This is a genomic window from uncultured Cytophaga sp., from assembly GCF_937863595.1.
Classification (GTDB): Bacteria; Bacteroidota; Bacteroidia; order Cytophagales; family Cytophagaceae; genus Cytophaga.
In genome coordinates this window covers 1-25,721 of record NZ_CALMGQ010000080.1, presented here as the reverse complement: position 1 = coordinate 25,721, position 25,721 = coordinate 1, and the positions used below count along the sequence as shown (strand labels likewise).

General features: G+C 33.8%; 22 protein-coding genes. 16 read left to right on the top strand and 6 right to left on the bottom strand.

Annotated elements, in window-relative coordinates:
• The first annotated feature begins 156 nt into the window (after nucleotides 1-156).
• Together Q0543_RS07300 and Q0543_RS07295 are read left to right on the top strand one after the other, a co-directional pair.
• Nucleotides 157-804 carry a class I SAM-dependent methyltransferase gene (locus Q0543_RS07300; RefSeq protein WP_299250855.1) on the top strand — a complete coding sequence of 216 codons (648 nt, stop codon included), beginning with the start codon at nucleotides 157-159 and terminating at the stop codon, nucleotides 802-804.
• Between the two features lie 84 nt (nucleotides 805-888).
• On the top strand, nucleotides 889-2,028 hold the full coding sequence (locus Q0543_RS07295; protein WP_299250854.1) for a T9SS type A sorting domain-containing protein: 1,140 nt from the start codon (nucleotides 889-891) through the stop codon (nucleotides 2,026-2,028).
• 86 nt (nucleotides 2,029-2,114) lie between these two features.
• Here Q0543_RS07295 and mdh read toward each other — a convergent pair whose 3' ends face one another.
• Entirely contained in the window at nucleotides 2,115-3,050 is a 936-nt protein-coding gene (gene mdh / locus Q0543_RS07290; RefSeq protein WP_299250852.1) for a malate dehydrogenase, read from the bottom strand.
• A gap of 86 nt (nucleotides 3,051-3,136) precedes the next feature.
• Complete coding sequence (gene tilS / locus Q0543_RS07285) at nucleotides 3,137-4,477, bottom strand: tRNA lysidine(34) synthetase TilS (RefSeq protein ID WP_299250850.1); 1,341 nt, start codon at nucleotides 4,475-4,477, stop codon at nucleotides 3,137-3,139.
• A gap of 47 nt (nucleotides 4,478-4,524) precedes the next feature.
• Between tilS and Q0543_RS07280 the strand changes: the two genes are divergently transcribed.
• From Q0543_RS07280 to dnaA, 10 genes are all read left to right on the top strand, one after another.
• Nucleotides 4,525-6,045, top strand: a complete 1,521-nt coding sequence (locus Q0543_RS07280; RefSeq protein ID WP_299250848.1) for an OstA-like protein — start codon at nucleotides 4,525-4,527, stop codon at nucleotides 6,043-6,045.
• 70 nt (nucleotides 6,046-6,115) lie between these two features.
• Nucleotides 6,116-6,925, top strand: a complete 810-nt coding sequence (gene bamD, locus Q0543_RS07275) for an outer membrane protein assembly factor BamD (RefSeq protein ID WP_299250846.1) — start codon at nucleotides 6,116-6,118, stop codon at nucleotides 6,923-6,925.
• A 26-nt stretch (nucleotides 6,926-6,951) separates the two neighbouring features.
• On the top strand, nucleotides 6,952-7,296 hold the full coding sequence (locus tag Q0543_RS07270) for a DNA-directed RNA polymerase subunit omega (RefSeq protein WP_299250844.1): 345 nt from the start codon (nucleotides 6,952-6,954) through the stop codon (nucleotides 7,294-7,296).
• A 10-nt stretch (nucleotides 7,297-7,306) separates the two neighbouring features.
• A complete protein-coding gene (gene coaBC, locus Q0543_RS07265; protein WP_299250842.1) occupies nucleotides 7,307-8,512 on the top strand; it encodes a bifunctional phosphopantothenoylcysteine decarboxylase/phosphopantothenate--cysteine ligase CoaBC in 1,206 nt (401 codons plus the stop codon).
• Nucleotides 8,509-9,414, top strand: coding sequence for a DUF4835 family protein (locus Q0543_RS07260; RefSeq protein WP_299250840.1), 906 nt, complete (start codon nucleotides 8,509-8,511; stop codon nucleotides 9,412-9,414). The genes coaBC and Q0543_RS07260 overlap by 4 nt, the downstream gene beginning before the upstream one ends.
• Before the next feature lie 13 nt (nucleotides 9,415-9,427).
• Nucleotides 9,428-9,655, top strand: coding sequence for a hypothetical protein (locus Q0543_RS07255; protein WP_299250838.1), 228 nt, complete (start codon nucleotides 9,428-9,430; stop codon nucleotides 9,653-9,655).
• 4 nt (nucleotides 9,656-9,659) lie between these two features.
• Entirely contained in the window at nucleotides 9,660-11,318 is a 1,659-nt protein-coding gene (gene recN, locus Q0543_RS07250) for a DNA repair protein RecN (RefSeq protein ID WP_299250836.1), read from the top strand.
• A gap of 25 nt (nucleotides 11,319-11,343) precedes the next feature.
• The gene (locus tag Q0543_RS07245) at nucleotides 11,344-12,168 is read left to right on the top strand and encodes an SDR family oxidoreductase (protein WP_299250834.1); all 825 of its coding nucleotides are present in this window, start codon (nucleotides 11,344-11,346) and stop codon (nucleotides 12,166-12,168) included.
• Between the two features lie 69 nt (nucleotides 12,169-12,237).
• Nucleotides 12,238-13,464 (top strand): S-adenosylmethionine:tRNA ribosyltransferase-isomerase, encoded by a 1,227-nt coding sequence (locus Q0543_RS07240; protein WP_299250833.1) that lies wholly within the window; start codon nucleotides 12,238-12,240, stop codon nucleotides 13,462-13,464.
• A gap of 412 nt (nucleotides 13,465-13,876) precedes the next feature.
• Entirely contained in the window at nucleotides 13,877-15,292 is a 1,416-nt protein-coding gene (dnaA, locus tag Q0543_RS07235) for a chromosomal replication initiator protein DnaA (RefSeq protein WP_299250831.1), read from the top strand.
• 142 nt (nucleotides 15,293-15,434) lie between these two features.
• On the opposite strand, the gene Q0543_RS07230 is transcribed toward dnaA, so the two are convergent.
• The 4 genes from Q0543_RS07230 to Q0543_RS07215 all read right to left on the bottom strand — a co-directional run bounded on the left by Q0543_RS07230 (nucleotide 15,435) and on the right by Q0543_RS07215 (nucleotide 19,973).
• The gene (locus Q0543_RS07230) at nucleotides 15,435-16,853 is read right to left on the bottom strand and encodes a trypsin-like peptidase domain-containing protein (RefSeq protein WP_299250829.1); all 1,419 of its coding nucleotides are present in this window, start codon (nucleotides 16,851-16,853) and stop codon (nucleotides 15,435-15,437) included.
• Nucleotides 16,854-17,846: 993 nt separating this feature from the next.
• Entirely contained in the window at nucleotides 17,847-17,981 is a 135-nt protein-coding gene (locus tag Q0543_RS07225) for a hypothetical protein (protein ID WP_299250828.1), read from the bottom strand.
• Entirely contained in the window at nucleotides 17,981-18,700 is a 720-nt protein-coding gene (locus Q0543_RS07220; protein WP_299250826.1) for a glycosyltransferase family 2 protein, read from the bottom strand. The genes Q0543_RS07225 and Q0543_RS07220 overlap by 1 nt, the downstream gene beginning before the upstream one ends.
• A 4-nt stretch (nucleotides 18,701-18,704) precedes the next feature.
• Entirely contained in the window at nucleotides 18,705-19,973 is a 1,269-nt protein-coding gene (locus Q0543_RS07215) for a hypothetical protein (RefSeq protein WP_299250824.1), read from the bottom strand.
• Between the two features lie 231 nt (nucleotides 19,974-20,204).
• Between Q0543_RS07215 and Q0543_RS07210 the strand changes: the two genes are divergently transcribed.
• Genes Q0543_RS07210 through Q0543_RS07195 form a run of 4 tightly spaced genes read left to right on the top strand, consistent with a single transcriptional unit; the run spans nucleotide 20,205 to nucleotide 25,639 of the window.
• Nucleotides 20,205-21,692 carry a GH3 auxin-responsive promoter family protein gene (locus Q0543_RS07210; protein WP_299250822.1) on the top strand — a complete coding sequence of 496 codons (1,488 nt, stop codon included), beginning with the start codon at nucleotides 20,205-20,207 and terminating at the stop codon, nucleotides 21,690-21,692.
• Between the two features lie 6 nt (nucleotides 21,693-21,698).
• Nucleotides 21,699-22,874, top strand: a complete 1,176-nt coding sequence (locus tag Q0543_RS07205; protein WP_299250820.1) for a 1-deoxy-D-xylulose-5-phosphate reductoisomerase — start codon at nucleotides 21,699-21,701, stop codon at nucleotides 22,872-22,874.
• Between the two features lie 19 nt (nucleotides 22,875-22,893).
• Nucleotides 22,894-24,207 carry an RIP metalloprotease RseP gene (gene rseP, locus Q0543_RS07200; protein WP_299250818.1) on the top strand — a complete coding sequence of 438 codons (1,314 nt, stop codon included), beginning with the start codon at nucleotides 22,894-22,896 and terminating at the stop codon, nucleotides 24,205-24,207.
• Between the two features lie 16 nt (nucleotides 24,208-24,223).
• Nucleotides 24,224-25,639, top strand: a complete 1,416-nt coding sequence (locus tag Q0543_RS07195) for a LysM peptidoglycan-binding domain-containing protein (RefSeq protein WP_299250816.1) — start codon at nucleotides 24,224-24,226, stop codon at nucleotides 25,637-25,639.
• The last annotated feature ends 82 nt before the right edge of the window (nucleotides 25,640-25,721 follow it).

Genomic DNA, 25,721 nt, shown 5'->3' with positions numbered 1-25,721 from the left:
TCGAAAACGATTGAAAATGGAGGGGTGTTGCATTTATGATTAGAATCCACCTTTCAATTAAATCTATTTGTTTCTAGCATACAATTTGCATAGACATTTTCGTTAATAGCGTTGGGTTAATAAGCATGCAATTGTAAAATTCGAAATCGAGGTATTATGGAAAAAATTAACGAGAAAAATTTTAATTTTTACAATCAAATTGGCTTAGATACCTTTCAGTCTTTGGCTCAAACAGGTGGGTTTAATACCTTTGTTGATTTAGAGATTGCATATAGATATATACAATCCAATGAAAATATTATCGAAATTGGAGCAGGCTACGGACGTTGTCTTGATTTTTTAATAGATAAGAAACACGAAGGCGAAATTTGCGCAATAGAGCAAAGCGCGGTTCTATGCGAACATTTACGGAAAAAATATTCAAATACAATTGAAATAATTGAAGGCGATATTTATGCCTTTAATTCTAAACATACTATTGATACCGCTTTATGGATGTGGTCTGGAATTATTGATTTCTCCGTAGAGGAGCAAGCGGCTGTTATTAAACACATTCATGGAATTTTGAGTCCCAAAGGTAAAGTATTTATTGATATTCCTAGAATTGGCACTCAAACCATTGCGGATCATCTGGATCAGCAGCGCATAAAATTAACTACAGATTTTGGCGAAATAGAATGTTACATTCCCCTAAGTTCTGAAATGAAAATGTATGCGGAGAAAGCTGGGTTTACTCGTGTAGATGAAATTAATTACGAAACTGCTACGGATAAAAAGCGAACGATGTATATTCTGATGAAATAAGCTGAAGTTAAACAGATAAAAAACTGACATTATAATTTAAACAGAGTGTTTTATAAATAATCTAACCTTAATAATATGAAATATATGAAAATACGTATACAAAAAATTACTTTACTAATTCTAGGTGTTGTTGCAAGCTTAATTGTTAATGCGCAAACTATTGAAGTCTCTGCAACTGTGGCGGGAGTTGCTCAGCCAATTGCTAATGGTTCAGTGTTTAATGCGGCTTCGTTGGGGCCAGTAACACTTAATTTAAAAGATTATTTACCATTAACAGTTACTATAAAAAATACATCTGCAACAGATCCATTAGAATTAGAAGCAGTTGCTGGAAAATATGTGGTGCTTTCAGGTACAGGAGCTTCAGATTTTATAATTAATGAAACAGGAATTACATCATCGACGATAGCTCCAAAAGGTTCTAAAACATTTACAATCAGTTTATCTTCTACTGCAACAAATGGTCCGAACAAAACAGTATCAATAAGCATCAAAAGTAATTCAGAAGGAAATTCTACAGATGGTGTATATGCGGGTAGCATCACGTATAATTTGTCTGGTATTCCCGAGCCTGAAATTGGAGTATCTGCAACCGTAGCTGGCATAACTCAAGAAATTGATAACGGAACTGTATATAATGCAGCTTCGCTTGGTCCAATAACACTTAATTTAAGTGATTATTTACCAATAACAATTACTATAAACAATACATCTTCAACAGATCCATTAATTTTAGAGACAATAGATGGCAAATATATAGGGCTTTCAGGTACAGGTGCTTCTGATTTTACAATTGATGAAACAGGAATTTCATCATCAACAATAGAACCCAATGGTTCTAAAACATTTACAATCACTTTGTCATCAGTTGCGACCAATGGGTCAAACAAAACTGTTTCAATGAGCATCAAAAGTAATTCAGTAGGCAATTCTACTGCAGGTATGTATGTGGGTAGCATCACATATAACTTGTCTAATATTACAACTAGTATAACCAAGGCCTCAGACATTGGTTTAAGTTTGTTTCCAAACCCATCTAAGGATGGTAACATGCAAGTGAAAGCGAACAATGTTATTGTAAATAAAATTGTTGTTAGCAATATTGCTGGGCAAACAGAAGAGTTTACCACCACTCAATTCGCTACATCATTAAAAGGTTTGTTACTTGTAAAACTGTATACGGACAAAGGAGTTGTATCCGAAAAAATCATCATTCAAGAATAGGTTATTTTAACTAACCCTATTAAAAATTAAACCCGTCTCATAATTTATGAGACGGGTTTTTTATTATATAATGAAGGTAAAGTAAATTAAGCTTTCGTTAAGCCGTCCAATACGCTCATTACCTCTTTAACAGCTTTTCTTGAAGTTTCCATCAATGCTTTTTCTTCTGCATTCAATTTCAACTCAATTACTTTTTCAATACCATTTTTACCTATGATAGCAGGTACGCCTAAGTAACAATCATTGATTCCGTATTCGCCTTCTAATTTGATGCAAACAGGAATGATTTTTTTCTGGTCTTTTACAATCGCTTCAACCATTTGAGCAGCAGCAGCACCTGGAGCATACCAAGCAGAAGTACCCATTAATTTCACTAATTCACCACCACCATTTTTTGTACGTTCGATGATTGCACTTAATTTTTCTGGAGCTACTAATTCCGTTACAGGAATACCACCAACAGTAGTATAACGAGGAAGTGGCACCATTGTATCACCATGACCGCCTAATAACATACCTTGGATTTCTTTTGGAGAACAACCAATTTCGTCTGCTAAAAATGCACGGTAACGAGCCGTGTCAAGTACACCAGCCATACCAATAACTCTGTTTCTTGGGAATTTTGATGTGATGTGTGCACAATATGTCATTACATCCAACGGATTGGACACAATGATTAAAATCGCATTTGGAGAATATTTAACAACGCTTTCAGTTACGGATTTTACAATTCCTGCATTTGTAGAAATCAAATCATCACGTGTCATACCTGGCTTACGTGGTAAACCTGAAGTAATAACTACTACATCAGAGTTAGCAGTTTTAGAATAATCGTTTGTAACACCTGTTGTTTTTGTGTCGTATTGCGTAATTGGCGCTTTCTGCCAAATATCCAACGCCTTGCCTTCAGCTACACCTTCTTTAATGTCAAGTAGAATTACTTCGTTTACAATTTCTCTGTATGCTAATACGTCTGCGCACGTTGCACCTACATTACCAGCACCAACTACTGTTACTTTCATAATTTATATTTTTTTTGAGTTCGTGAATTTATGTCTACAAATTAATGAAAAATATTGAAATAGTACGTTCTAAAATAAATGTCTTACTATTCCTTTTGAAAGGGGGTAAGCGTAAATACTACAATCTCTTTTGTAGTATTCGTTATTTTAAATATTTCTGAAGTTCTATAACCAATAATCCATGCGATTTTATTATTACTTGTTAATAGTATCGTTTTTTTCTTCAAGTACTTAGGGATTTTCAACTCATTCAAATAGTCGCTTATCTTTTTAATTCCTTGCATACCAAAAGGTGAGAATTTGTCACCATTTTCCCAATTCCGAATAAGAAGAGGCCAATTCAATAAATCTTTGTCTATATATGCAACAATTTTTGGCTGGTTAAAGCCATTAAAATCATCGCGTTTTATGGTTGTAATAGTCAAATATCCAAACGGTAAATCGATTTGTGTATCCTGTTCTGTTACTTCACATTTAAAATCAACGGCTTTTTCAATAGGGAAAATAAACCAATGGGCTCTATCTTTTTGTAATAGATGTTGTGCAGAATAATAATATGCGCCTGCAGCCTGTTCTTTGTTTTTATAAATATGTTGAATGGCAGAAAAAATAAATCCAAAAGGCAATAACAGTTCTGATAAAATAGTAAGTGGCGAAGGCGTATCTTCTAATTCTTCTATGGATATTGAAAACCCTTCTGTTGTAGGCACAAGCAGCTGTTTCCTATATTGTTCAATATGAAACTTAAATAATTGCTCTGTACCTTTTAAACGCTCTGTATTTTGACGAAACGTTTCTTCTAGATTCGGATTTAGTTTTTTTAATGCTGGTACAACTTGGTGTCTAATTAGATTTCGAGCATACTTTTCTTCCGCATTGGAACGATCTTCTCTCCATAGTAGCTTATTCTGTTCTACATATGTTTTGATGGCATCTCTGCTAGCAAATAATAAAGGACGAATTATATTGCCATTTTTTTCTGGAATGCCATGTAGGCCAGCAATACCCGTTCCTCGACTTAAATTAATTAGGCTCGTTTCTATGACGTCATTTAAATGATGTGCTGTTGCAATGTACTTATACTGGAAGGTTGTGCTTAGTTCATGAAACCAGGCGTATCGTAATTCTCGCGCAGCCATCTGCGTGGATTGCATGTTTTCTGAAGCAAAGTTATTGGTATCGAACCGTTTGACGTGAAACGGTATGCCATGTTGGTGTGCTAAATCGGAAACGAATTGTTCATCTTTATCGGATTCATCGCCTCGCAAACAAAAATTACAATGTGCTACTGAAAAAGTGATTTTTGCTTTTAAAAACAGATCGAAAAGCACAATTGAGTCGATCCCACCACTTACCGTAAGTAAAACCGTATCATTTTGAGAAAAAAGTTGTTTCTCTGAAATAAATTGGCGCAATTCGTGCAACATAGGTTACAATATACAATTTAATTATTTTTGTAATTATGATTAAGTCCATGTTTCGAAAAATAAGTATTGTTGGGGTTATACTATTAAGTTTATTTAATGGTATAACTTCCTACGCTCAGTCTGAAGAAGAGAAAGTTGAATTGGTTCAAGCAGGTGCCTTAGAAGGGCATGAAGGGAAAGAATCGTATGTAAAATTAAAAGACAATGTCATTTTTAAACAAGGTGCCATGTACTTGTATTGCGATTCAGCCTTTCAATATGCTAAAACAAATTACATAGAGGCTTTTGGACGTGTGCGTATGGTGCAAGGTGATACGTTAACGCTTAACTGCTCTAAATTAGAGTATGACGGCAACACGAAGAAAGCAAAAGCAATTGGCAATGTTATATTGGTGGATAAACAGACTATTTTAAAAACGAACCTCTTAAATTATGATCGTCAACTTAAAACGGTGAGTTATTCTTCAGGCGCAAACATAAGTGATAAAGGAAATATTTTAACGAGTAAAATTGGTATGTATAGCACCAGTTCAAAAATATTTACATTTAAAAAAGAGGTACATATTACAAATCCAGGTCAGGGTTTTTTGTTAGATGCCGATACGCTTCAGTATAGTGCTTTGACAAAAATTGCAACATTTAGAGGGCCCACAACAATTACTACTAAGGACGGAAGTATTGTTTCAAATGAAGGTTCATACAACACTCAAACATCTGTGATGTATTTTGGAGGGAAAGCTCAGGTTTTTTCTGGCGACAATAAAATCTCGGGAAATAAAATCGATTACGATGAAAAAACGAAGTTGGGTATTGTTACAGGTAATGTAATGATTGAAAATAAAAAAGATAGTATTACTGTTTTAGGACAAAAGGCAAACTATTCAGGATCCAAAGGATATTCAATTGTAAGTGGAAATCCGCTTATGTATCAAGTAGCAGGTAAAGACACGTTGTTTTTAAAAGCCGATACTCTGATATCCATTAACGATACCATTAATAAAGTGAAGCAGTTGAAAGCATTTTATCATGTTCAACTTTATAGAAATGATATGCAAGCAACGTGTGATTCTTTGGTATATGACTTTTATGATTCAACAATTTATTTATTTCGAAATCCAATATTATGGAATGGCAAAAATCAATTGGTTGCAGATTCTATTTGGATGGTGCAAAAAAATGGTAAAATGGATAAAATGTACATGCACGTAAATGCATTTGTAGTTTCCCAAGACACTCTAAAGAATTTCAATCAAATAAAAGGGCGTGAAATAACTGTTTCTTTTGCGAACAATCACATTCAGAAAATATTGGTTGAAGGCAATGCCGAAAGTATCTATCATGCCTTAGAGGAAGATAAAAAAATGATTGGTTTAAATAAGGCAATTGGAGGATCAATTGTGGTATTATTTGAAAAGGATAAACTGAGTACCATAACTTATGTAACAAAGCCGAGTGCCGAATTTATACCTCCTCAAAAAATAGAACCAGCTGATACTAAGTTAAAAGGATTTAAATGGAACTCGAAAGAACGACCAACTAGACAAACTGTGATTGGAACTAATTTATAATCAGTATATTAGTCAATCAAATTTGAATTGTAATAACAAAAATCATTTTGTATATTTGCAAGCTATGCCTTTGAATAGAATATCCGCGTTTTCAGTTTGTTTCTTAATCATTACAATGCTTTCCGCATGTAGTGATTTTAGTCGTTTACAAAAAAACGGTACACCTGAAGAAAAACTGTCTAGAGCAATAGAATATTATAATGAAGACGAAAACTATAAAGCAGGTTCATTACTTGAAGACGTTTCTCCTTTATTAAGAGGAAAGGCAGAAGCTGAAACAGCATTATACTATTTAGCTAATAACTACTTCAAACAAAAGCAGTATGTTATGAGTGCGTTTTATTTCAAGGATTTCTATTTAACCTATCCGCGAAGTAAATTAGTTGAAGAAACCATGTATATGCATGTATATTCTCTTTATAAGAGTTCTGCAGATTATAATTTAGATCAGCAGAGTACGTATGAATGTTTAAAGGCACTAACGGTGTTTTCTACGCGTTATCCAAATACGACTTATTTAAAAGAATGTGAAACGATTTATACAGAGTTGAACGGAAAGCTAATGCAAAAAGCATTCGAACATTCGATGATGTATCATAAAGTAAGTAATTATAAATCAGCGGTAGTTGCTATAACTAATTTTATTAAAGATTACCCAACTTCGCCTTACTTAGAAACGTCTTACTTTACACGATTTGAGGCGCAATATCATTTGGCGAAAAATAGTATTCAGGGACAAATACAAATAGATCGTTATTATAAGGCTATAGAATATTATCAACTATTGAATGATAAATTCCCAGATAATAATTACAAAAAAGCTTCTATTGAGTACTACGATAAATCGCTCGAAGTATTAGAAGAATTAAAATCTAAATAAGTACATTCATAAAACAAATATATAAAGTGAAAGCACCAATTGTATCCGCAAACTTAATAACCAGAGATAACGATAAACTCGCTGAAAAAACTGGCAATATTTATGAATCTCTTGTGGTAATTTCTAGAAGAGCTAGACAAATTTCTATCAAGATTAAAGAAGAATTAAATTCAAAATTAGCTGAGTTTGCATCTAAAGAAGACAACTTAGAAGAGATATTTGAAAACCGCGAACAAATTGAAATTTCTAAATATTACGAAAGAATGCCAAAACCATCTACGTTGGCTACGGAAGAATTCTTAGAAGATAAAATCATGTTCCGTCATACTGGTATTGCTTCTGCAACGCCTAGAAAAGAAGACGAAAAGTAATAAAGGATATATGACATTACGTGGGCAGAAAATTCTGTTGGCAGTTTGCGGAAGTATTGCTGCTTACAAGTCCGCGATAATAGTTAGACTTTTAAAAAAACAAGGAGCAGAAGTGCGTGTTATTATGACGCCTTCTGCTCTTGGTTTTATAACCCCACTTACACTTTCTACCTTATCTGAGAATCCAGTTTTACATGCATTTACCGAAGGGGATGCAGGGGAATGGAATAATCATGTTGAATTGGCTCTATGGGCTGATTTAATATTAATTGCTCCCGCTTCAGAAAATACCATCGGTAAAATGGCGCATGGCATTTGCGATAATTTAGTTTTAGCCTGCTATTTTTCTGCTAAATGTCCCGTCTATCTTTGTCCTGCAATGGATTTAGATATGTATAAACATTTTTCAACGCAAGAAAATCTAGTGAAATTACAGCAAAATGGAGTTGTGTTAATTGATGCTGAAAGTGGAGAGTTGGCTAGTGGATTAATTGGACAAGGTAGATTAGCAGAACCTGAAAATATTATTGCAGTATTGCAATCGCTTGTGGGAGAAAAAGCACCTTTTTTAAATCAGAAAATTCTGATAACAGCTGGTCCTACATACGAAGCAATAGATCCCGTTCGTTTTATTGGTAATCACTCAACTGGTAAAATGGGAATTGCTTTAGCTATACATGCATGGAAGATGGGAGCTAATATTACACTTGTATGTGGTCCAATAAGTGACGCATTGTTTTCTACGCTTCCTTTAGGTATTGAAATAAAAAAAGTTGTTTCTGGAGTTCAAATGTATGATGCTGTAAAAAACATCGTTGATGAGCAGGATATTGTCATATTTGCAGCAGCCGTTGCAGATTACACTCCCGAGATTGTTTCTGATATTAAAATAAAAAAGTCAGAAGACACCTTCACAATTTCTTTAAAAAAGAACCCCGATATTGCTGCATCATGTGGAGCAAATAAAAAAGCACAACAAAGATTTATAGGGTTTGCGCTTGAAACAAATAATGAAGAAGCAAACGCATTAAAAAAGCTAGTGTCTAAGAATTTAGATGCAATTATTTTGAATTCAATGAACGATATAGGAGCTGGCTTTGCTACAGATACCAATAAGGTCACCATTTATTCAAAGAAAAATAAGCCGTACTCATCTGCATTGCAGACAAAAGAAATTATTGCGAAGGAAATTTTAAACTTCATTCATGAATTATGAAAAGAACCTTAACTCATTTATTCGCTTTTTTATTGGTGTTCATTTCCATTCATTCTCATGGACAAGAATTAATGGCGAATGTAACGATTGATGCTACTCAAATTCCCAATATTCAAACATCTGTTGTAACGGATATGAAACAAACCATTTCACGTTTTTTGAACGATCGTAAATGGTCTAATGACGAATACTTAACGGAAGAAAAAATCCGTTGCAATTTTTCTATTATGTTAACAAGCGGTAATTCCGCAAATGCTTCATATACCGCAACACTTCAAGTGCAGGCTACACGTCCTGTATATGGTACAAGTTACGAATCAATCACTCTTAACTTTTTTGATAAGAATTTTAATTTTGATTTAAATATGGGGCAACCAATTATCTATAATGATAATATGTTTACTACCGATTTGTCTTCCATGTTAGCGTTTTATGCCAATATTATTTTAGCAGTGGATTATGATAGTTTTAGTAAATTAGGTGGGCAACCGTTTATTGAAAAAGCAAATACCATAGCAAATAATGCAGTTCAAGCCGGTGGTGGTTGGGCAACGAGTGGTGATCCAAATAATCGATATGCATTAATTTATAATTTAAATAGTCAATTGTTACTTCCATTTAGAAATCAATTTTACATTTATCATAGAGAGGTATTGGATAATTATCTAAAAGACCCCGATAAAGAACGTTTAAAAATTATAGAGGTATTAAAGACGATAAAGGAAGTAAACAAACTCGTTCCTTATTCTATTTTATTACGAACATTTTTCTTGTCAAAACGGGACGAGCTAATTAACATATTTAAAGATTCTAAAAATGCGGAATTAAAAACTCAAGCTTTTAATTTGTTGAGAGAACTCGACGCATTGAATACAGAACGATATTCAACAATTACTAAATAGCAATTGACGTAAAATGGGGAAACGTTTAAATCGGTACAAAGGATCTATGATAGCAGAGATACTTCCAACTCTAATAGAAATGGAAGTAAGTATTGTCCTGCAAAACGGATCTTCATATCATGGAATAATGGTATCGACAAATGGAGATGAATTCAGTTTTAAGGATTTTAGGAATGTTAAGCACGTTTTTAAAATTGCAGAGATTATGGAAATAATTACAGACGAGGTTACAACTTTTTAAATAGATGCTGCAGCAATTAAGTATAAAAAATTATTCTTTAATAGAAGATCTGGATCTGGTTCCGTCTTCAAATTTTAATATTGTAACGGGCGAAACAGGTGCAGGGAAATCCATCATGCTGGGCGCCTTAGGGCTTTTATTAGGTAATCGGGCCGATACTAAAGTTTTATTGAATGCAAGTGGGAAATGTATTATAGAAGGCACATTTCAAATTGCTACGTATCAATTAGAGCAGATTTTTGAGTCGAATGATTTAGACTATTTTGATTCATGTATTATCCGAAGAGAAATATCAAATCTTGGTAAATCACGGGCATTTGTGAATGATACTCCTGTTACCTTAGATGTATTGAAGCAATTGGGTAGTTACTTAATGGATGTGCATTCACAACATGACACGTTACTGTTAGGAAGCACTACGTATCAACTATCCTTATTAGATGCTTTTGCATCGAGTCAATCCTCTCTAAAAAAGTATCAACTTTCATTTAAAAGATTAAAAGAAACACAGCAAGAATTAAAAGATAAAAGAAGTGTATTAAAGGAATTACAATTGCAATCCGATTACAATCAGTTCATACATTCGGAGCTTGAAGAAGCGAGTTTGATGCTTGGTGAGTTGGAGGATAAAGAAGCGGCGCTCAAAAAAATGGAGCACGCAGAAGATATCAAGCAGAAATTAGAGACAATTTTAAATTCCTTTAATCAAACGGATCAAAGTGTCTTGCCCATATTGCAACAAAGTAGTAAACAACTTCAAACCATTAAAAAGTGGTCGGTTGCATACGAATTGCTCGCTGGGCGGATGCAATCTATTTGTATTGAATTAAAAGATATTGAAGCAGAGTTGGAAAGTGAATCGTTAATTGTTGAATACAATCCACAGTTAATTGAGCCACTAGAAACGCGCTTAAATATATTAAATACCTTATTGAAAAAACACCGTGTACAAACCGTTGCGGAGTTGATTCAGTTGAAAGAAGAATTGGGTGGCAAGGTGCTTTCAACAGATATGTTGGTAAACGAAGTTGAAGATTTAGAGAAACAAGAGTCTGTATATTATAAAGAAGTATTGCTGGCTGGTAAAATTCTTTCTGGTGAAAGAAAACAAGCGGCACCTAAATTTGAAGAGCAGGTTAAATCTTTATTAAGTGAATTATCTATGCCAGATGCTCGCGTCCAAATCACCATTAAAGAGGACGAGCCAAGCATGAATGGTATTGATAAAATCCAAATATTATTCTCAGCCAATAAGGGTGTAACACCTGGAGAGTTAAAGCAAGTAGCCTCCGGCGGTGAGTTTTCACGTTTGATGTTGGCAATAAAATATATGTTAGCAGATAAAGTTGCTTTGCCTACAATTATTTTTGATGAAATCGATACAGGTATTTCTGGAGAAGTTTCTATTCAAATGGGTAAGATGATTCGTAAAATGGCAACACGTCATCAAGTGATGGTTATTACCCATTTGCCGCAGATTGCAGGTATGGGAGATAAACATTATTTTGTTTATAAGGATACCAGTGGTGAGCGCTCTATCAGTAGAATGAAAGAATTGAATACGAAAGAGCGTATTGAAGAAGTTGCTAAGATGATTGGTGGAGATAAACCTACCGAAATAGCAATACAAAATGCGAAAGAAATGCTTGCAGGAGTAAAATAAAATCAAACACACATATAAATCAGTTATGGCTTACAATTTATTAAAAGGCAAGAGAGGAATTATTTTTGGAGCATTAGATGCAAATTCAATAGCTTGGAAAGTTGCTGAACGTGCCTATGAAGAAGGCGCAACCTTTACATTAACAAATGCACCGATAGCAATGCGCATGGGTGAGATAAATACATTGGCAAGTAAATGTAATGCTACTGTTATTCCTGCTGATGCGACTTCAATAGAAGAACTGGAGAATTTATTTAATAAATCGACGGAACTTTTAGGTGGTAAAATTGACTTTATTCTGCATTCTATAGGTATGAGTCCAAACATTCGAAAAGGAAAAGAATATGGCGACTTGAACTACGATTGGTTTTTGAAAACATTGGATGTTTCTGCCTTATCCTTTCATAAAATCATGCATGTTGCAGAAAAGAAAGACGCTATGAATGAATTTGGTTCGATAGTAGCGCTATCCTATGTTGCTGCGCAGCGCTCGTTTCCAGATTATACTGATATGGCAGATGCGAAGTCTACCTTAGAGTCTATCGCAAGAGGATATGGTGCACGTTTTGCAAAGTTGAAAAATGTACGTGTAAACACGATATCGCAATCACCAACCAAAACAACTGCGGGTAAAGGAATAGCTGGGTTTGGAGCATTTTATGATTTTGCAAATATGATGTCGCCGCTTGGTAACGCAAGTGCAGACGATTGTGCGGACTATACCATTATGATGTTTTCAGATTTGACGCGTAAAGTAACCATGCAAAATTTAATGCATGATGGAGGATTTTCCTCTACAGGCATGACGCCTGAACTTATGCAGATATTTGAAGAACGAATAAATAACTAATATTAAAATATACCAATTGAAAAGCCATTCACCAATACTTGTGGATGGCTTTTCAATTTCATTATGAATATGTACGATACAAATTTGATTGATACCTATGATTACGATTTACCTTTGAATCGTATTGCAGAATATCCATTGGCAAATAGAGATGCATCTAAATTATTGATATATAAAAATAAAACCATTATTGATAGCACATTCAAAACGATTGTTGAAACCGTTCCAGAAAATGCATTATTGGTTTTTAATAATACACGAGTTGTACAAGCTCGTTTTTTATTTCATACCGATACAGGTGCACAAATAGAGGTGTTTAGCTTAGAGCCTGCTGAAGGTGGCCCCGCTGAGAGTATGAGCTCAAAAGAGGGAGTTGTTTGGAAATGCTTTGTGGGGAATGCAAAACGTTGGAAGCAGCCCATTATAGAACGCCGCGTAACTATGGAGTCGGGACAGAATCTTGTCTTTAGTGCGAAACAAATCGATCGAAAAGAAGATTATTATATCATTGAATTTTCTTGGAATCATTCTGATTTATCCTTTTCAGAAATTTTCTCATCGCTTGGCGACTTACCCCTCCCGCCATACATGAAACGTAAAACGGAAGAAAGTGATAAAGAACGTTACCAAACGGTTTATGCAAAACATGAAGGCTCCGTTGCAGCACCAACTGCTGGCTTGCATTTTACAGATGCAGTATTATCATCCTTGCAACAAAGAGGTGTTATATTAAAAGAGGTTACACTTCATGTTGGAGCAGGTACCTTTAAACCTGTCAAGACCAATAGTTTAACAGAACATGCCATGCATGGTGAATATATTAGTGTTACAAAAGAATTTATATCGTATGTAAAGGAACAACTACAAGATAAATGTATTATTCCTGTGGGAACGACATCCATGCGTACCTTGGAAACACTATATTGGTTGGGCTGTAAGCTAAAACGAGATTCCGATTTTAATACGGCTTTGCCAGAACTTGATCAATGGGATGCGTATTCTCTAGTACCGATATCTGTTGAAGATTCCTTGAAGACCATTTTAGATTTTTTAAATAAGCATGGTCGTTCGACTTTTGAGGCACGTACATCTCTACTTATTAAACCAGGCTACACGTTTAAAATGTGTAAGGCGCTTATTACAAATTTCCATCAACCTAAAAGCACCTTACTTTGTTTGGTTGCATCTTTTATTGGTATTGAAGAAATGAAACGCATATATACGTTTGCTATGGAATATGATTATCGCTTTTTAAGTTATGGCGATAGTTCAATTTTATTTCAAGATCCCAAATAGTGTACACTTACTTATAACTACTACATAGATAAATTTTTCATGTTTGCTTAAGTAATAGTTTAATTAATATAAATAGTTGAATTAATTCTTTTAAAAATTCCATGTTTGTATTTTTCCACACATACTGGACAAAAAGTGATATTGTCAATAGATATTATTACATAGAGTATAAATTGTTTTACACTAAAATTTTACTTTATAACATAGTTATTAACATATGTTAAACTGTTGTATAATATGAAGAATATTTATGTTTATTTAAAGAACTTTAATGTTTCGGAATTGTTAAATTAGTGGTGCTCTGACAAGTGAAAAAGACAAGTGTTAATAACAATTTTTTGGTAAAATATTTTTTCACATCTTTGTCATCCGCTAAAAAAAGTGGGTATAAAATTTTTAAACACCCTTAGATATGATTGATGTAAAAGACTGTAAGTCAGTTTGGAACAGTTGTTTGGAATATATCAGACAATGTGTTGGAGACCAAAGTTTTAAAACATGGTTTGAACCAATTGAACCATTAATGTTAGTAAACAATGTCTTAACAATACAGGTTCCAAGTCAGTTTTTTTATGAATGGCTGGAAGAGCATTATGTTCATGTACTTAGAAAAGCGATTGATGAACAATTAGGGTCAGAAGGAAGATTAGAATACCAAATTCTGGTGGATAAGACGGATGCAAATCGTAAATCTCAAGGTTCAATCTTACATAAAGGAAGTATTATTTCTAGATCTGTTAATCCTGGGGTATCTAAAGATGTTAAAATTGATGTGTCTATTTCAAGTCAACCGTTAGACTCTCAATTGAATGCAGCTTATACGTTTGATACCTTTATAGAAGGAGATTGCAACAAACTAGCTCGCTCTGCGGGTATGGCTGTTGCAAACAAGCCGGGTGTTACTTCTTTTAACCCATTATTAGTATATGGTAATGTAGGTTTGGGTAAAACACACTTAGTACAAGCTATTGGTAACCAAATCAAGAAAAACTACGCAGATAAAAAGGTGTTATACGTACCTTCTGAGCGTTTTTTGAGTCAGTTCATTGAATCAATGAAGAATAATCAATCACAAGAATTTACAAACCAATTCTTGGGTTTAGATGTTTTGATTTTAGATGATGTACAATTCCTTTCAGGGAAAGAAAAAACTCAGGAAATTTTCTTTCATATATTCAATCATTTACACCAATCAGGTAAGCAAATCATCATAACAAGTGATTGTGCGCCTAAAGATATTAAAGGATTACAAGAACGTTTGTTATCTCGTTTTAAATGGGGTTTGAGTGCTGATTTACAAGTGCCAGATTACGAAACGCGTAATGCAATCATTTGCAAAAAGATGCAATTTGAAGGTATTGAACTTTCACCAGAAGTGATCGATTATTTAGCATATAGTGTTGATACGAATATGCGTGATCTGGAAGGTGTTGTAAATTCATTAATTGCTCAACATACACTTAGTGGTCGTAAAATTGATCTTGAATTAGCAAAACAAATCATTCAGAACATTGTTCAGAATGTAGAAACTGAAGTAAACATCGACTATATTCAAAAATTTGTTTCTGAATACTTCGCAGTTACAATTGAGCAGATGAAAGATAAAACGCGCAAAAGAGAAATCGTTATTGCTCGTCAGGTTGCTATGTATTTTGCAAAGGAATATACAAATATGTCATTAAAATCTATCGGAAATCATTTTGGTGGAAGAGATCACAGTACGGTAATACATGCCTTGACTTCTGTGAGTGATTTAATGGATACCGATAAGAAATTTAGAGCTACTATGCAGGATTTGATTAAAAAAATAAAAATCAAATCTGCTTAATTTTAAATTGTCAGAGATAAATCCTCTAATTTGAAAACCGGACGCCATGCCGGTTTTTTTATGCCCACAAAAAAAGGATGTTGAATTTGTTCAACATCCTTTTTATTTAATCTGTTTGTTCAAACAATAATAAGAAGTAGGACTAAAAGTAATATTGATAAATTGACTTTGATCCGTTGGTTGTAATACCTTCAATGATTACTTGACCTCTAATGTTCTCTAGAATACGCGCAACCTCGCTGGGTTCACTTACAGGTACCCTGTTGATTGATGTAATAATAAAGCCTTCTTGTAGTCCGAGCCTACTTATAAGGCCATTACGTACAGTTATAATGCGTACGCCACTTTGTAAACCTAGCTTCTCTTTTTCAACTTTTGAAATTGTGCTAAAATCAGCACCTAAAGTTTTTGATGCGTATACTTCGTGTTTTACAATTGTATTGGTCCCTTCTTCATTTGTAAGAGTTACGGTAGTCGTTTTTATTGTATTATTGCGTTTATAGCTTACGATTACGTTATCACCAGGAGATTTATAGGCAACATACTCATCAAAATCGCTTCTCGAATCGATACTTTTATCGTCTATTTTTATAATGACATCATTTTTGGCTAAGCCCGCTTTGTTCGCAGCACCGCCATTTTGCAAATAATTTATATATGTCCCTTCTAAACTTGTAAGGGCTAACTGTTCGGCAATGCTAGAATTAATTTCACTTACTTCAGCGCCAATAAATGCTTTTTGAACGACTCCATATTTAATTAAATCTGCAACAACTTTTTTAACGATGTCAACCGGTACAGAGAATCCATAACCTGTATAGCTTCCTGTCTTAGATAATATGGCCGTGTTGATTCCAATTAATTCTCCTTTTAAATTTACCAATGCACCACCTGAATTACCTGGATTGATGGCTGCATCTGTTTGAATAAACGATTCGATAGGAAAACTACTGTTTACAATATTTATATTTCGTCCTTTTGCAGAAACAATACCAGCGGTTACTGTTGAGTTCAGATTGAATGGATTGCCTACAGCTAAAACCCATTCACCAATTTTAAGGCTTGATGAATTTCCAATTGTTACGGCAGGTAAATTTTCTGCTTCAATTTTTAATACCGCCAAATCTGAAGACGGGTCAGTACCAATTACTTTTGCTTGATAGGTGATTTTATTATGTACAACTTCTATTTTCTCAGCTCGTTGAATTACATGGTTATTTGTAATGATGTAGCCGTCTTTCGAAAAAATGACACCGGATCCAGAACCTGCAACAAAGTTATTTCCACTTCCATTAAAATACCAGTCAAACCAATTGTTATTATTTTGACTGGCAGAAACGGTTGTGATATACACAACGCTTGGTGTACTTATTGCAGAAGCATAGGTAAAATCGCTCATGCCTGTATTCATTAAATTAGCAGGATAAATGGGGATGGCCGGTAACGTAGTTTCAGGGATAGCTTTTACAGCATTTGTGGTAGGCACGAATATCACGTTGAATATGCTCGCGCCAATGAAGCCTGCGAGTGTTGCAAGCACTAATAAATAAAGACGTTTCATATAGTATTTGATTATTTTAGATTCAAATTAAAAATAAATTTTGAAAAAATAAATAAAATGCATTTTTTAAAGTAAATGTATTCAGTAGAGATAAATTAGCGGGATGATATTAATCTCTATCAATAAATTCTGTCATTTTGAGTCACAATAGGTATCGAACTACGTTATTACTTAGCTCAATCAATTCTCACATGTTAGGAAAATTTGAAATGATACTAGTTGCTATGTTGTCTGAAAAGTAAATCTATATAAACGGAAATTACTACCATGTAGAATTCTACCTCTGCGCTATTAATAATTATTATATAAGAACCTGCTGTTGGTTATGCATTGTGCTAGAATTAATAACTACAAGTTGTTTAGAATACACCTATTTAATGATTTCTTTAAGTATATCATGATTTATTCTTTTGTCCCGACAGTCATTACGGATAGTCCTATTTTATTACAAACAAGCTTATCAAAAGCTTTAAAAAGGGGGACTAGAAAATTGTAAAATTTCAATTGACCTTTAGGAATCAATTTGTTTTTCAATAATTTTCCCGAAATATACCAACCTAAAATACCGACTGCATTAAAATATTTTTTGTGTATTATTTTGAAATTAGCTGTATTAAACAATGTACTTAAATATCTTTGATTGTATCTGCGATAGTGTTCTAGTTCATTGTCAAATCTATTGTAAAGAGTTTGATATGCAGGAACAAGAATAATGAGCTTGCCTCCTTTTAACAGTTTGTTATTGTCTGCCGATCTTCAGAAATATGTTCTACAACGTTCAATGCAAAGATTGTATCAAAGCTTTCAAATTTTTCTTTATGCAACGCATCAAAATTTTGATCTGCCAAATCAAGCAAAAAAAAATTAATGGATTAAACTCAGGAAACCTATTCGTTAGTATTTTTAAATGAATTTCGCGTAAGTCAGAACGTTTTATATCGAAATTATTTTTGATGTAAAATTGAGATATATTTCCAATGCCAGATCCGATTTCTAGTATTTTTCCAGAACAAAATGGTTTAATTGTATCAAAAACCAAGTGTTGAGCTTATCTGCATGTGCAATCACAGAAAGTGTTTCAATGCCTTCTTGATCAATTTCTTTAAACGAGAAGGTAGGTACGTTCATTATTTAAATATATTATATTTAATAATACAATATAATGCTCTAAATGCATCTTTCATTCCTATCTTTTTGCCTTCTTCATACGTTCTTCCATAGTAAGAAATTCCTACTTCATAAATTCGAATGTTAGGTATTTGAGAAACGCGTGCAGTAACTTCTGGTTCAAATCCAAAACGTTCTTCTTGTAATTTAATGGGCTGTATTATTTCTGATTTAAATAACTTATAACACGTTTCCATATCTGTCAAATTTAAATTGGTAAATAAATTGCTTGCCATAGTAAGCATTTTATTGCCTATTGTATGCCAGAAAAATAAAATGCGGTGTGGTTTCCCTCCAATGAAACGTGAGCCATATACAACATCTGCAAATCCATCTAATAAAGGTTGCAATAACACATTATATTCTTTCGGATCATATTCAAGATCGGCATCTTGAATGATTATGTAATCTCCAGATGCTTTTTTTATACCCGTATGTAAAGCTGCACCTTTACCTTTATTCACTTCATGATTATAGAGAACAATGTTTTCAGTAGAATGCGCTGCAATATATTGTTCTATTGCATTTTTTGTGCCGTCTTTTGAACAATCATTTACCAAAATGATTTCTTTTTGAATATTATCTCTTAAAGTAACCGCAAGGACTTTATTCAAAATTAAATGAATGGTACGTTCTTCATTGTATGCTGGAATGACAATAGAAAGTGTTTGGTTAGCCATATTTTTATTTGATATTTGAAAATAATAAAGTTAAGTAAGTATCCCAATCCCAATAATAAGAGCCCATAAAGCAAATATCATAAGATAGTGAAAGTTTTAAGTTGTATAGGATGCTTAGGATCGCAATACTTCCAACTATAAATTTCATTTTTTTGGAGAGTTCAATATACGCTAAAGGTAAAAAAATAATTGTATAAAATTCAACCATACTTCTATGTCCAAAAGCACATCCAAGTTCAGTACTCCACCATGAAGCATAGGTATATATAACCAAACCGAATAATACATAGATCGGTATTGTAAATGGTGATTTTTTTCTATTTATGAATATGAATAAAAGTATAAATAACGCAATAGGGGTATAAAGAAAAAGTCCATTATTGGGCGCAAATAGAACTTTCAAAATTCGAGGGTTCATTAAATAAGGAAATCCTTCATGTCCATAGGGAAGTCTTATTGTAGAAATAATTTTATAGTAGATGACTTGAGGACTAATGATAATTATGGGTATAAGATATAAGAATATGCTTTTTGTTGTGAAAAATAGTTCTTTAATTGTGGTAATCGCATTGGGATTTTGAATGATCAAAATCAGAAAGTATGGCAGGCAAAATATACAATTGATAGGCCTAATTAATGCGATAAAACCAATTGTTGTTCCAATTAACAATATGTCTTTATAGGTTACAATATAAGATCTTTGTTTGATGTCAATCATCACAAATAATAATAGGGAGAACCAAAAAAAAGAAAAGCTATGCGACATTCCATTTTCAAGAGTCGTATAATAAAATAAGTTAGTAGAAGCAAAAAGGGTAACGGTAATTATTAGTGCTTGTATTGGGGATGTGTATTTTTTGAAGCACGCGAAACTAATAAAGAGTCCTAATAATACATAAAAAGTAGATGCCACGGAAGATATCATCGTATATGAAAATGAAAATCCATCATTTGGATTGGCGATAAAATAATGATTTATGAGCCAGAATGGAGACATCATTACAGCCACACCCATAGGGTATTTTGTATAGATATAGTTGTCTATATTCTCAAATGCCATCCCTGGGTTTTTTGCTATCTTATCTGGGATGTTATTTCCTTGCCAATTGTAAATAAATGTTGCTGGTAGATACACATAATAGCCTGCTTTATCAGCATAAATTTCACTGGTATAGCCGTAGGGGTCTCTTCTTATGTGTCTATTAAATGTGAATAATAATAAACAGATCCAAAGTATAAAAAAAATAAAAGGCTTTGAGTAAATTAATTTCATTTTAATGATTAAAAAGAGTGCTTCTAGGGCTTATGTAGAATTCTGTGAAGTATAATTGTAATTCGCTTCTTTAGCTAAACGGTGATTATGAAAATTGAATTATTTTGATGTGTATTAAAGGGTAAATTTAGTACTTATTTATGATTGAATACGTAGAAATTTAAGATATTTGCGATTCTATTGTTATAAGACATTATTTAGTTATATTTTTTTAACTTGCTTACTCATATTATGGGAATTCGTTCACTACTAAGTAAGCTTCTTGCGCGTTGGGTTGTTGATAAACAAACTAACTGGTCTTCTCGACCAGTTGAAACTCAGCAACAGGTATTTAACTATTTATTAACTTCTGCAAAAAAGACGAAGTTTGGTATAGATCATAAATTTATGTCTATACAGACACATGCAGATTATTGCAGAAATGTACCTATTAGGGAATATGAAGGTTTTCATAGCTATATTGAAGATATTAAAAGAGGAGATAAAAATATTCTCTGGCCAGGCTTGCCCATTTATTTTGCTAAAACATCTGGTACTACATCTGGAGTCAAATACATACCCATTACAAAAGCATCTATATCTCATCATATTAATGGTGCAAAAGATGCCTTATTAAATTACGTGTACCATACCGGCAAATCTGATTTTTTAGATTTGAAAATGATTTTTTTATCAGGCAGTCCTGTAATGGAAAAAAAGAATGGAATTTTTATTGGTCGGTTATCGGGTATTGTCAATCACCATGTTCCAAGCTATTTGCGTGGAAATCAATTACCTTGTTTTGATACAAATTGCATCGAAGATTGGGAGCAGAAATTAGATCAAATTGTAGCTGAAACAATTGAACAGCCCATGTCACTTATTAGTGGCATTCCACCTTGGGTGCAGATGTATTTCGATCGAATTGAAACACGAACAGGGAAAAAAATGAAAGATGTTTTTAGGTCTTTTTCCTTATTGGTTTATGGTGGAGTTAATTTCGAACCTTATCGAAAAAAACTCATGAATAGCATCGGAAAAGAGATTGATACGATTGAAACATACCCAGCCTCAGAAGGGTTTATTGCATTTCAGGATCAACCAAACAATGCAGGTTTATTGTTGTTGTTAAATAGTGGGGTCTTTTATGAATTTATACCTGTTGATACATATGGCTCAGCAGATCAAATACGTTTGACCATCGGCGAAGTGGAGTTGGGCGTGAATTACGCACTCATCATGAGTACAGATGCAGGCTTGTTTGCGTATTCGATTGGAGACACTGTTAAATTTGTTTCAAAAAATCCATATCGCATTGTTGTAACAGGCAGGGTAAAGCATTTTATATCTGCCTTTGGAGAGCATGTTATTGGAGAAGAAGTAGAGCAATCAATGAAAGAAACGTTGGCTAAACATCCAGAAGTTTCTATCTCTGAGTTTACCGTAGCACCACAAGTAGCACCAGCAGACGGACTTCCATACCACGAGTGGTTTATTGAATTTATTGATGAACCAACTAATTTTAGTCAATTTGCAAGTGACTTAGATGTAGAAATGGTTCGTAGAAATATTTATTATAAAGATTTAATTGTGGGGAATATTTTACGTCCATTGAAAGTAACACCTGTACCAAAGGGCGCATTTATTGAGGGAATGAGGAAAATGGGTAAGTTGGGAGGTCAAAATAAATCACCACGATTATCAAACGATAGAAAATTTGTAGATGCGATTTTTAACTAATCAGTAATGAAAGAAGAAAATAAAAAATATATTGCCTTGCTCGGTTCTACTGGTTCTATCGGTACACAAACACTCGAAGTTATTCGCGCAAATAAAGATCGATTTGTTGTAGAAGTATTGACTGCAGAAAATAATGCTGACTTGTTGATTCAGCAAGCAGTTGAATTTAAGCCAAATGTAGTAGTAATCGGTAATGAAGCGCTTTACGGAAAAGTAAAAAATGCATTAGATCCATTACACATCAAAGTATATTGTGGCGCAAAGTCTTTGGTTTCCGTAGTAGAAATGGAATCCATTGATATTGTGGTAACTGCAATGGTTGGCTATGCGGGCTTGCTGCCTACGATACATGCCATAAAAGCAGGGAAACATATTGCATTAGCTAATAAGGAAACGCTCGTAGTTGCGGGTGATATTATAACGGAATTAGCTCAAAAACATAAAGTAGCCATATTGCCAGTAGATTCGGAACATTCGGCTATTTTTCAATGTTTGCCAGGCGAGGGGATGAATGCCATTGAAAAAGTTATATTGACCGCATCAGGCGGACCGTTTAGAAGTAAAAAACGAGACGAATTAATTTCAGTAACAAAAGCACAGGCCTTAAAACATCCCAATTGGAGCATGGGTGCTAAAATTACCATTGATTCGGCATCTATGATGAATAAAGGATTGGAGGTTATTGAAGCAAAATGGTTGTTTGGGTTAACTGCAGATCAGATTGATGTCGTTGTCCATCCACAGTCTATCATTCATTCAATGGTTCAATTTGAAGATGGTTCCATTAAAGCACAAATGGGTTTGCCAGATATGAAATTGCCCATACAATATGCTTTGGGTTTTCCAGAACGTTTGGTTTCGAATTACCCCCGCTTTGATTTTTTGCAATATCCTTCTTTGACTTTTGAAAAACCCGATTTTGAAACGTTTCAAAATTTATCCTTAGCGTATGAAGCATTAAGAAAAGGAGGGAATATGCCATGTATATTAAATGCTGCTAATGAGATTGCTGTAGAGAAGTTTCTAAAGGATGAAATCACCTTTCTTGAAATGCCTGATTTGATTGCTGAATGTATGGTTAAGATACCGTATCTTGCTTTACCGACATTAGATGATTATATTCAATCTGATAAAGAAACACGTATGTTAGCACGTACGTTTTCAAAAGTAAAAATTAAATAAAAAAACGAATACCACATCCATGGAATTGTTAATTAAGGCAACCCAATTAATATTTGGCTTGTCCATTTTAGTAGGAGTACACGAATTAGGACATATGCTTACCGCCAAATTCTTTGGCATGCGCGTTGAAAAATTTTCAATTGGTTTCCCTCCTAAACTATTTGGATTCAAAAAAGGTGAAACAGAATATTCTGTAGGAGCTATCCCATTGGGAGGTTTTGTTAAAATCTCCGGCATGGTGGACGAATCACTGGATACTGAATCCTTGAAAACAGAACCACAGCCTTGGGAGTTTAGAAGTAAGCCTGCATGGCAACGCTTAATTGTGATGTTGGGTGGTGTAATTGTAAACGTCCTTGTCGCTTTTATAATAAATATAGGATTACTCTCGACAGTAGGTGAGTCGGATATTAAAATTGAAGAGTTTAATAAATTTGGCATTGTAGCACACCCCATTGCACAAGAAATTGGTTTGCAAACAGGCGATAAAATTAAGGCTGTTAACGGAAAAGATATTGTATATTTTTCAGAAGTATTTGATGCTTTATTGAATGATAATAGTTCAATAACGATTGTTCGAAATGGGGAAGAAAAAGTCGTGAATATCCCAAGCACCTTGTTGGACAAGTTGGCTGAAAAAGATGCTGCAGGCTTTATTAGTCCTGTCTCTGGCTATAAAGTGGCAGATGTTTTAAAAGGAGGTAATGCTGCGGATGCAGGTTTGATAAAAGGCGATTCAATTCTATCTATCAATTCAGTTTCGGTTCCTTATTTTCATATTTTAAAAAATGAATTGGGTAATCATAAAAATGAGAAAGTACCTGTATGTATTCTTCGCAACAATCAAATTGATACATTAAACATACAAATTGATAGCTCTGGTATGATGGGAATTCAATTAGAGTCCGTTCGTGTCATGCAGGCCTATACGCATCAGTATTCATTTATCGAATCTATTCCTAAAGGAATATCAAATTCTATAAAAGTTATTACCGACCAAATAAAAGCGTTCTCTAAAATATTTAAAGGCGAATTAAAAGCTTCTAATTCAGTTGGTAGTTTCTTGTCTATTGGGAATGCCTATGGTGGCGAATGGGTTTGGTCACATTTCTGGAGTTTGACGGCAACTTTATCCATGGTATTGGCGTTTATGAATTTGCTTCCTATACCAGCATTGGATGGCGGACATGTGATGTTTTTACTGTACGAAATTATTTCAGGCAGAAAGCCTTCTGATAAATTCTTAGAAAATGCACAAAAAATAGGTATGCTTATATTGTTGTCATTGATGTTGTTTGCAATTTCAAATGATGTCATTCGAAATTTATTTTAATTAACCGTAGTATTATATGATGTTGAAAAAAGGTCTTCTCCCTATGTTATTTGCATTGATCTCAGTAATGAGCTATGCAGGTATTCAAGATTCAATTGGCGTAACAAAATTGAATAACAAACTTCACATTCAATATTTAATTTCTCCGGGAGAAACCATTTATGGAATATCTACTAAATATGGCGTTTCGTTAACAGATTTGTTTGAAATCAATCCTGAGATTGAAAACGGATTAAAAGTAGGGCAGGTTATTAATATTCCATACAATCCATCAACAATGGCGAAGCCTGTAAGGACGACCCCTGCTAATGCACAAGTATATAAAGTACAACCAGGAGATACGTATTATGGCATAGCTAAAAAATACAATACTTCGGTAGAGCAATTGCTAAAGATGAATAATATGGATTTGAAAGCGGGACAAGAAATTGTGATTGGCTATGATAATTCATCTACAAACACAAATACCACAACAATAAAACCTGCTGTTCCAAACACAAACACAAATACAAACACAACAAATAATAAACCAACAGAAACAAAGCCAACGGAAACAAAACCAACGGAAACAAAACCAACAGAAACAAAAATACCTATAACCAACTCACCTGTTGTAAATACAGATCAACCAGTATTGTCAACAGTTGGTAGCTTTGCACCACCATTCAACGATTTAGGTACTCCGTATACATACGACTCTTCACGCAAACAAATATTGGTTATTCCCTTTGATCCCTATTTGTACTTCTCAGACGCTGATGATGAGATTGCTGCAAAATCAAACATGCAGCGTACAAAAGTTCGTGAAATATTTAGACGTAGGTTAAATACCTTATTGATTGCACCAGGTTACGAAACCATACATTTGTTAGGTGGTAAAAATAATGATTCATTAACGGATTTAAATAAAATTTATTCTTCGGTGAGTTATAATTATCAAGCAACGCTGAAAAATCCAAATTCTATTGAATCACAAACTGCTCAGGCATCTGCTGCTACTACCAATAAAAGTACTAAAAAAGGAAGTTGGGTTAAAAATTCGGTTGGTACAATAACGGGTACAAATAACGATGTGCCTTCGGAATATAGTACACCAGCAGATAATGGCAAGTACTTTGGTGTAGCGGTTCGCAACCCCGATTTCTTTAATTATTTTGACGAGAAATACAGCATCGATTATTATATCTTCATCAATCAATTTGAAGTTAAAACAAATTATCAGCATTGCTTAGACCGTGCAGCCTTAAATTACGAACGTACATTTGTTGTGCACTATTCAATTTTTGATGCAAATGGTAAGCAAATAGCAGGTGATAAATTTAAGGTTCATTACAATTCTAATAATTGTTATGTATATCAAATTGTAAGTGATAACGTTCCAGAAATGGCACAAAAAATATTGAATCAATTGCCACCACCAAGTGCAAAGTAAGTTAGATTGTATTAGGTGATTACCCATTATATAAAAAGACCGACATCATATGATGTCGGTCTTTTTATATAATGGGTAATCA

What these genes read in the sequence shown, in the direction of transcription:
- Q0543_RS07300 (WP_299250855.1), top strand. Translation starts at nt 157, where the DNA reads ATGGAAAAAATTAACGAGAAAAATTTTAATTTTTACAATCAAATTGGC.
- Q0543_RS07295 (WP_299250854.1), top strand. Translation starts at nt 889, where the DNA reads ATGAAAATACGTATACAAAAAATTACTTTACTAATTCTAGGTGTTGTT.
- mdh (WP_299250852.1), bottom strand. Translation starts at nt 3,050, where the DNA reads ATGAAAGTAACAGTAGTTGGTGCTGGTAATGTAGGTGCAACGTGCGCA.
- tilS (WP_299250850.1), bottom strand. Translation starts at nt 4,477, where the DNA reads ATGTTGCACGAATTGCGCCAATTTATTTCAGAGAAACAACTTTTTTCT.
- Q0543_RS07280 (WP_299250848.1), top strand. Translation starts at nt 4,525, where the DNA reads ATGTTTCGAAAAATAAGTATTGTTGGGGTTATACTATTAAGTTTATTT.
- coaBC (WP_299250842.1), top strand. Translation starts at nt 7,307, where the DNA reads ATGACATTACGTGGGCAGAAAATTCTGTTGGCAGTTTGCGGAAGTATT.
- Q0543_RS07260 (WP_299250840.1), top strand. Translation starts at nt 8,509, where the DNA reads ATGAAAAGAACCTTAACTCATTTATTCGCTTTTTTATTGGTGTTCATT.
- Q0543_RS07255 (WP_299250838.1), top strand. Translation starts at nt 9,428, where the DNA reads ATGGGGAAACGTTTAAATCGGTACAAAGGATCTATGATAGCAGAGATA.
- recN (WP_299250836.1), top strand. Translation starts at nt 9,660, where the DNA reads ATGCTGCAGCAATTAAGTATAAAAAATTATTCTTTAATAGAAGATCTG.
- Q0543_RS07245 (WP_299250834.1), top strand. Translation starts at nt 11,344, where the DNA reads ATGGCTTACAATTTATTAAAAGGCAAGAGAGGAATTATTTTTGGAGCA.
- Q0543_RS07240 (WP_299250833.1), top strand. Translation starts at nt 12,238, where the DNA reads ATGTACGATACAAATTTGATTGATACCTATGATTACGATTTACCTTTG.
- dnaA (WP_299250831.1), top strand. Translation starts at nt 13,877, where the DNA reads ATGATTGATGTAAAAGACTGTAAGTCAGTTTGGAACAGTTGTTTGGAA.
- Q0543_RS07230 (WP_299250829.1), bottom strand. Translation starts at nt 16,853, where the DNA reads ATGAAACGTCTTTATTTATTAGTGCTTGCAACACTCGCAGGCTTCATT.
- Q0543_RS07225 (WP_299250828.1), bottom strand. Translation starts at nt 17,981, where the DNA reads ATGAACGTACCTACCTTCTCGTTTAAAGAAATTGATCAAGAAGGCATT.
- Q0543_RS07220 (WP_299250826.1), bottom strand. Translation starts at nt 18,700, where the DNA reads ATGGCTAACCAAACACTTTCTATTGTCATTCCAGCATACAATGAAGAA.
- Q0543_RS07215 (WP_299250824.1), bottom strand. Translation starts at nt 19,973, where the DNA reads ATGAAATTAATTTACTCAAAGCCTTTTATTTTTTTTATACTTTGGATC.
- Q0543_RS07210 (WP_299250822.1), top strand. Translation starts at nt 20,205, where the DNA reads ATGGGAATTCGTTCACTACTAAGTAAGCTTCTTGCGCGTTGGGTTGTT.
- Q0543_RS07205 (WP_299250820.1), top strand. Translation starts at nt 21,699, where the DNA reads ATGAAAGAAGAAAATAAAAAATATATTGCCTTGCTCGGTTCTACTGGT.
- rseP (WP_299250818.1), top strand. Translation starts at nt 22,894, where the DNA reads ATGGAATTGTTAATTAAGGCAACCCAATTAATATTTGGCTTGTCCATT.
- Q0543_RS07195 (WP_299250816.1), top strand. Translation starts at nt 24,224, where the DNA reads ATGATGTTGAAAAAAGGTCTTCTCCCTATGTTATTTGCATTGATCTCA.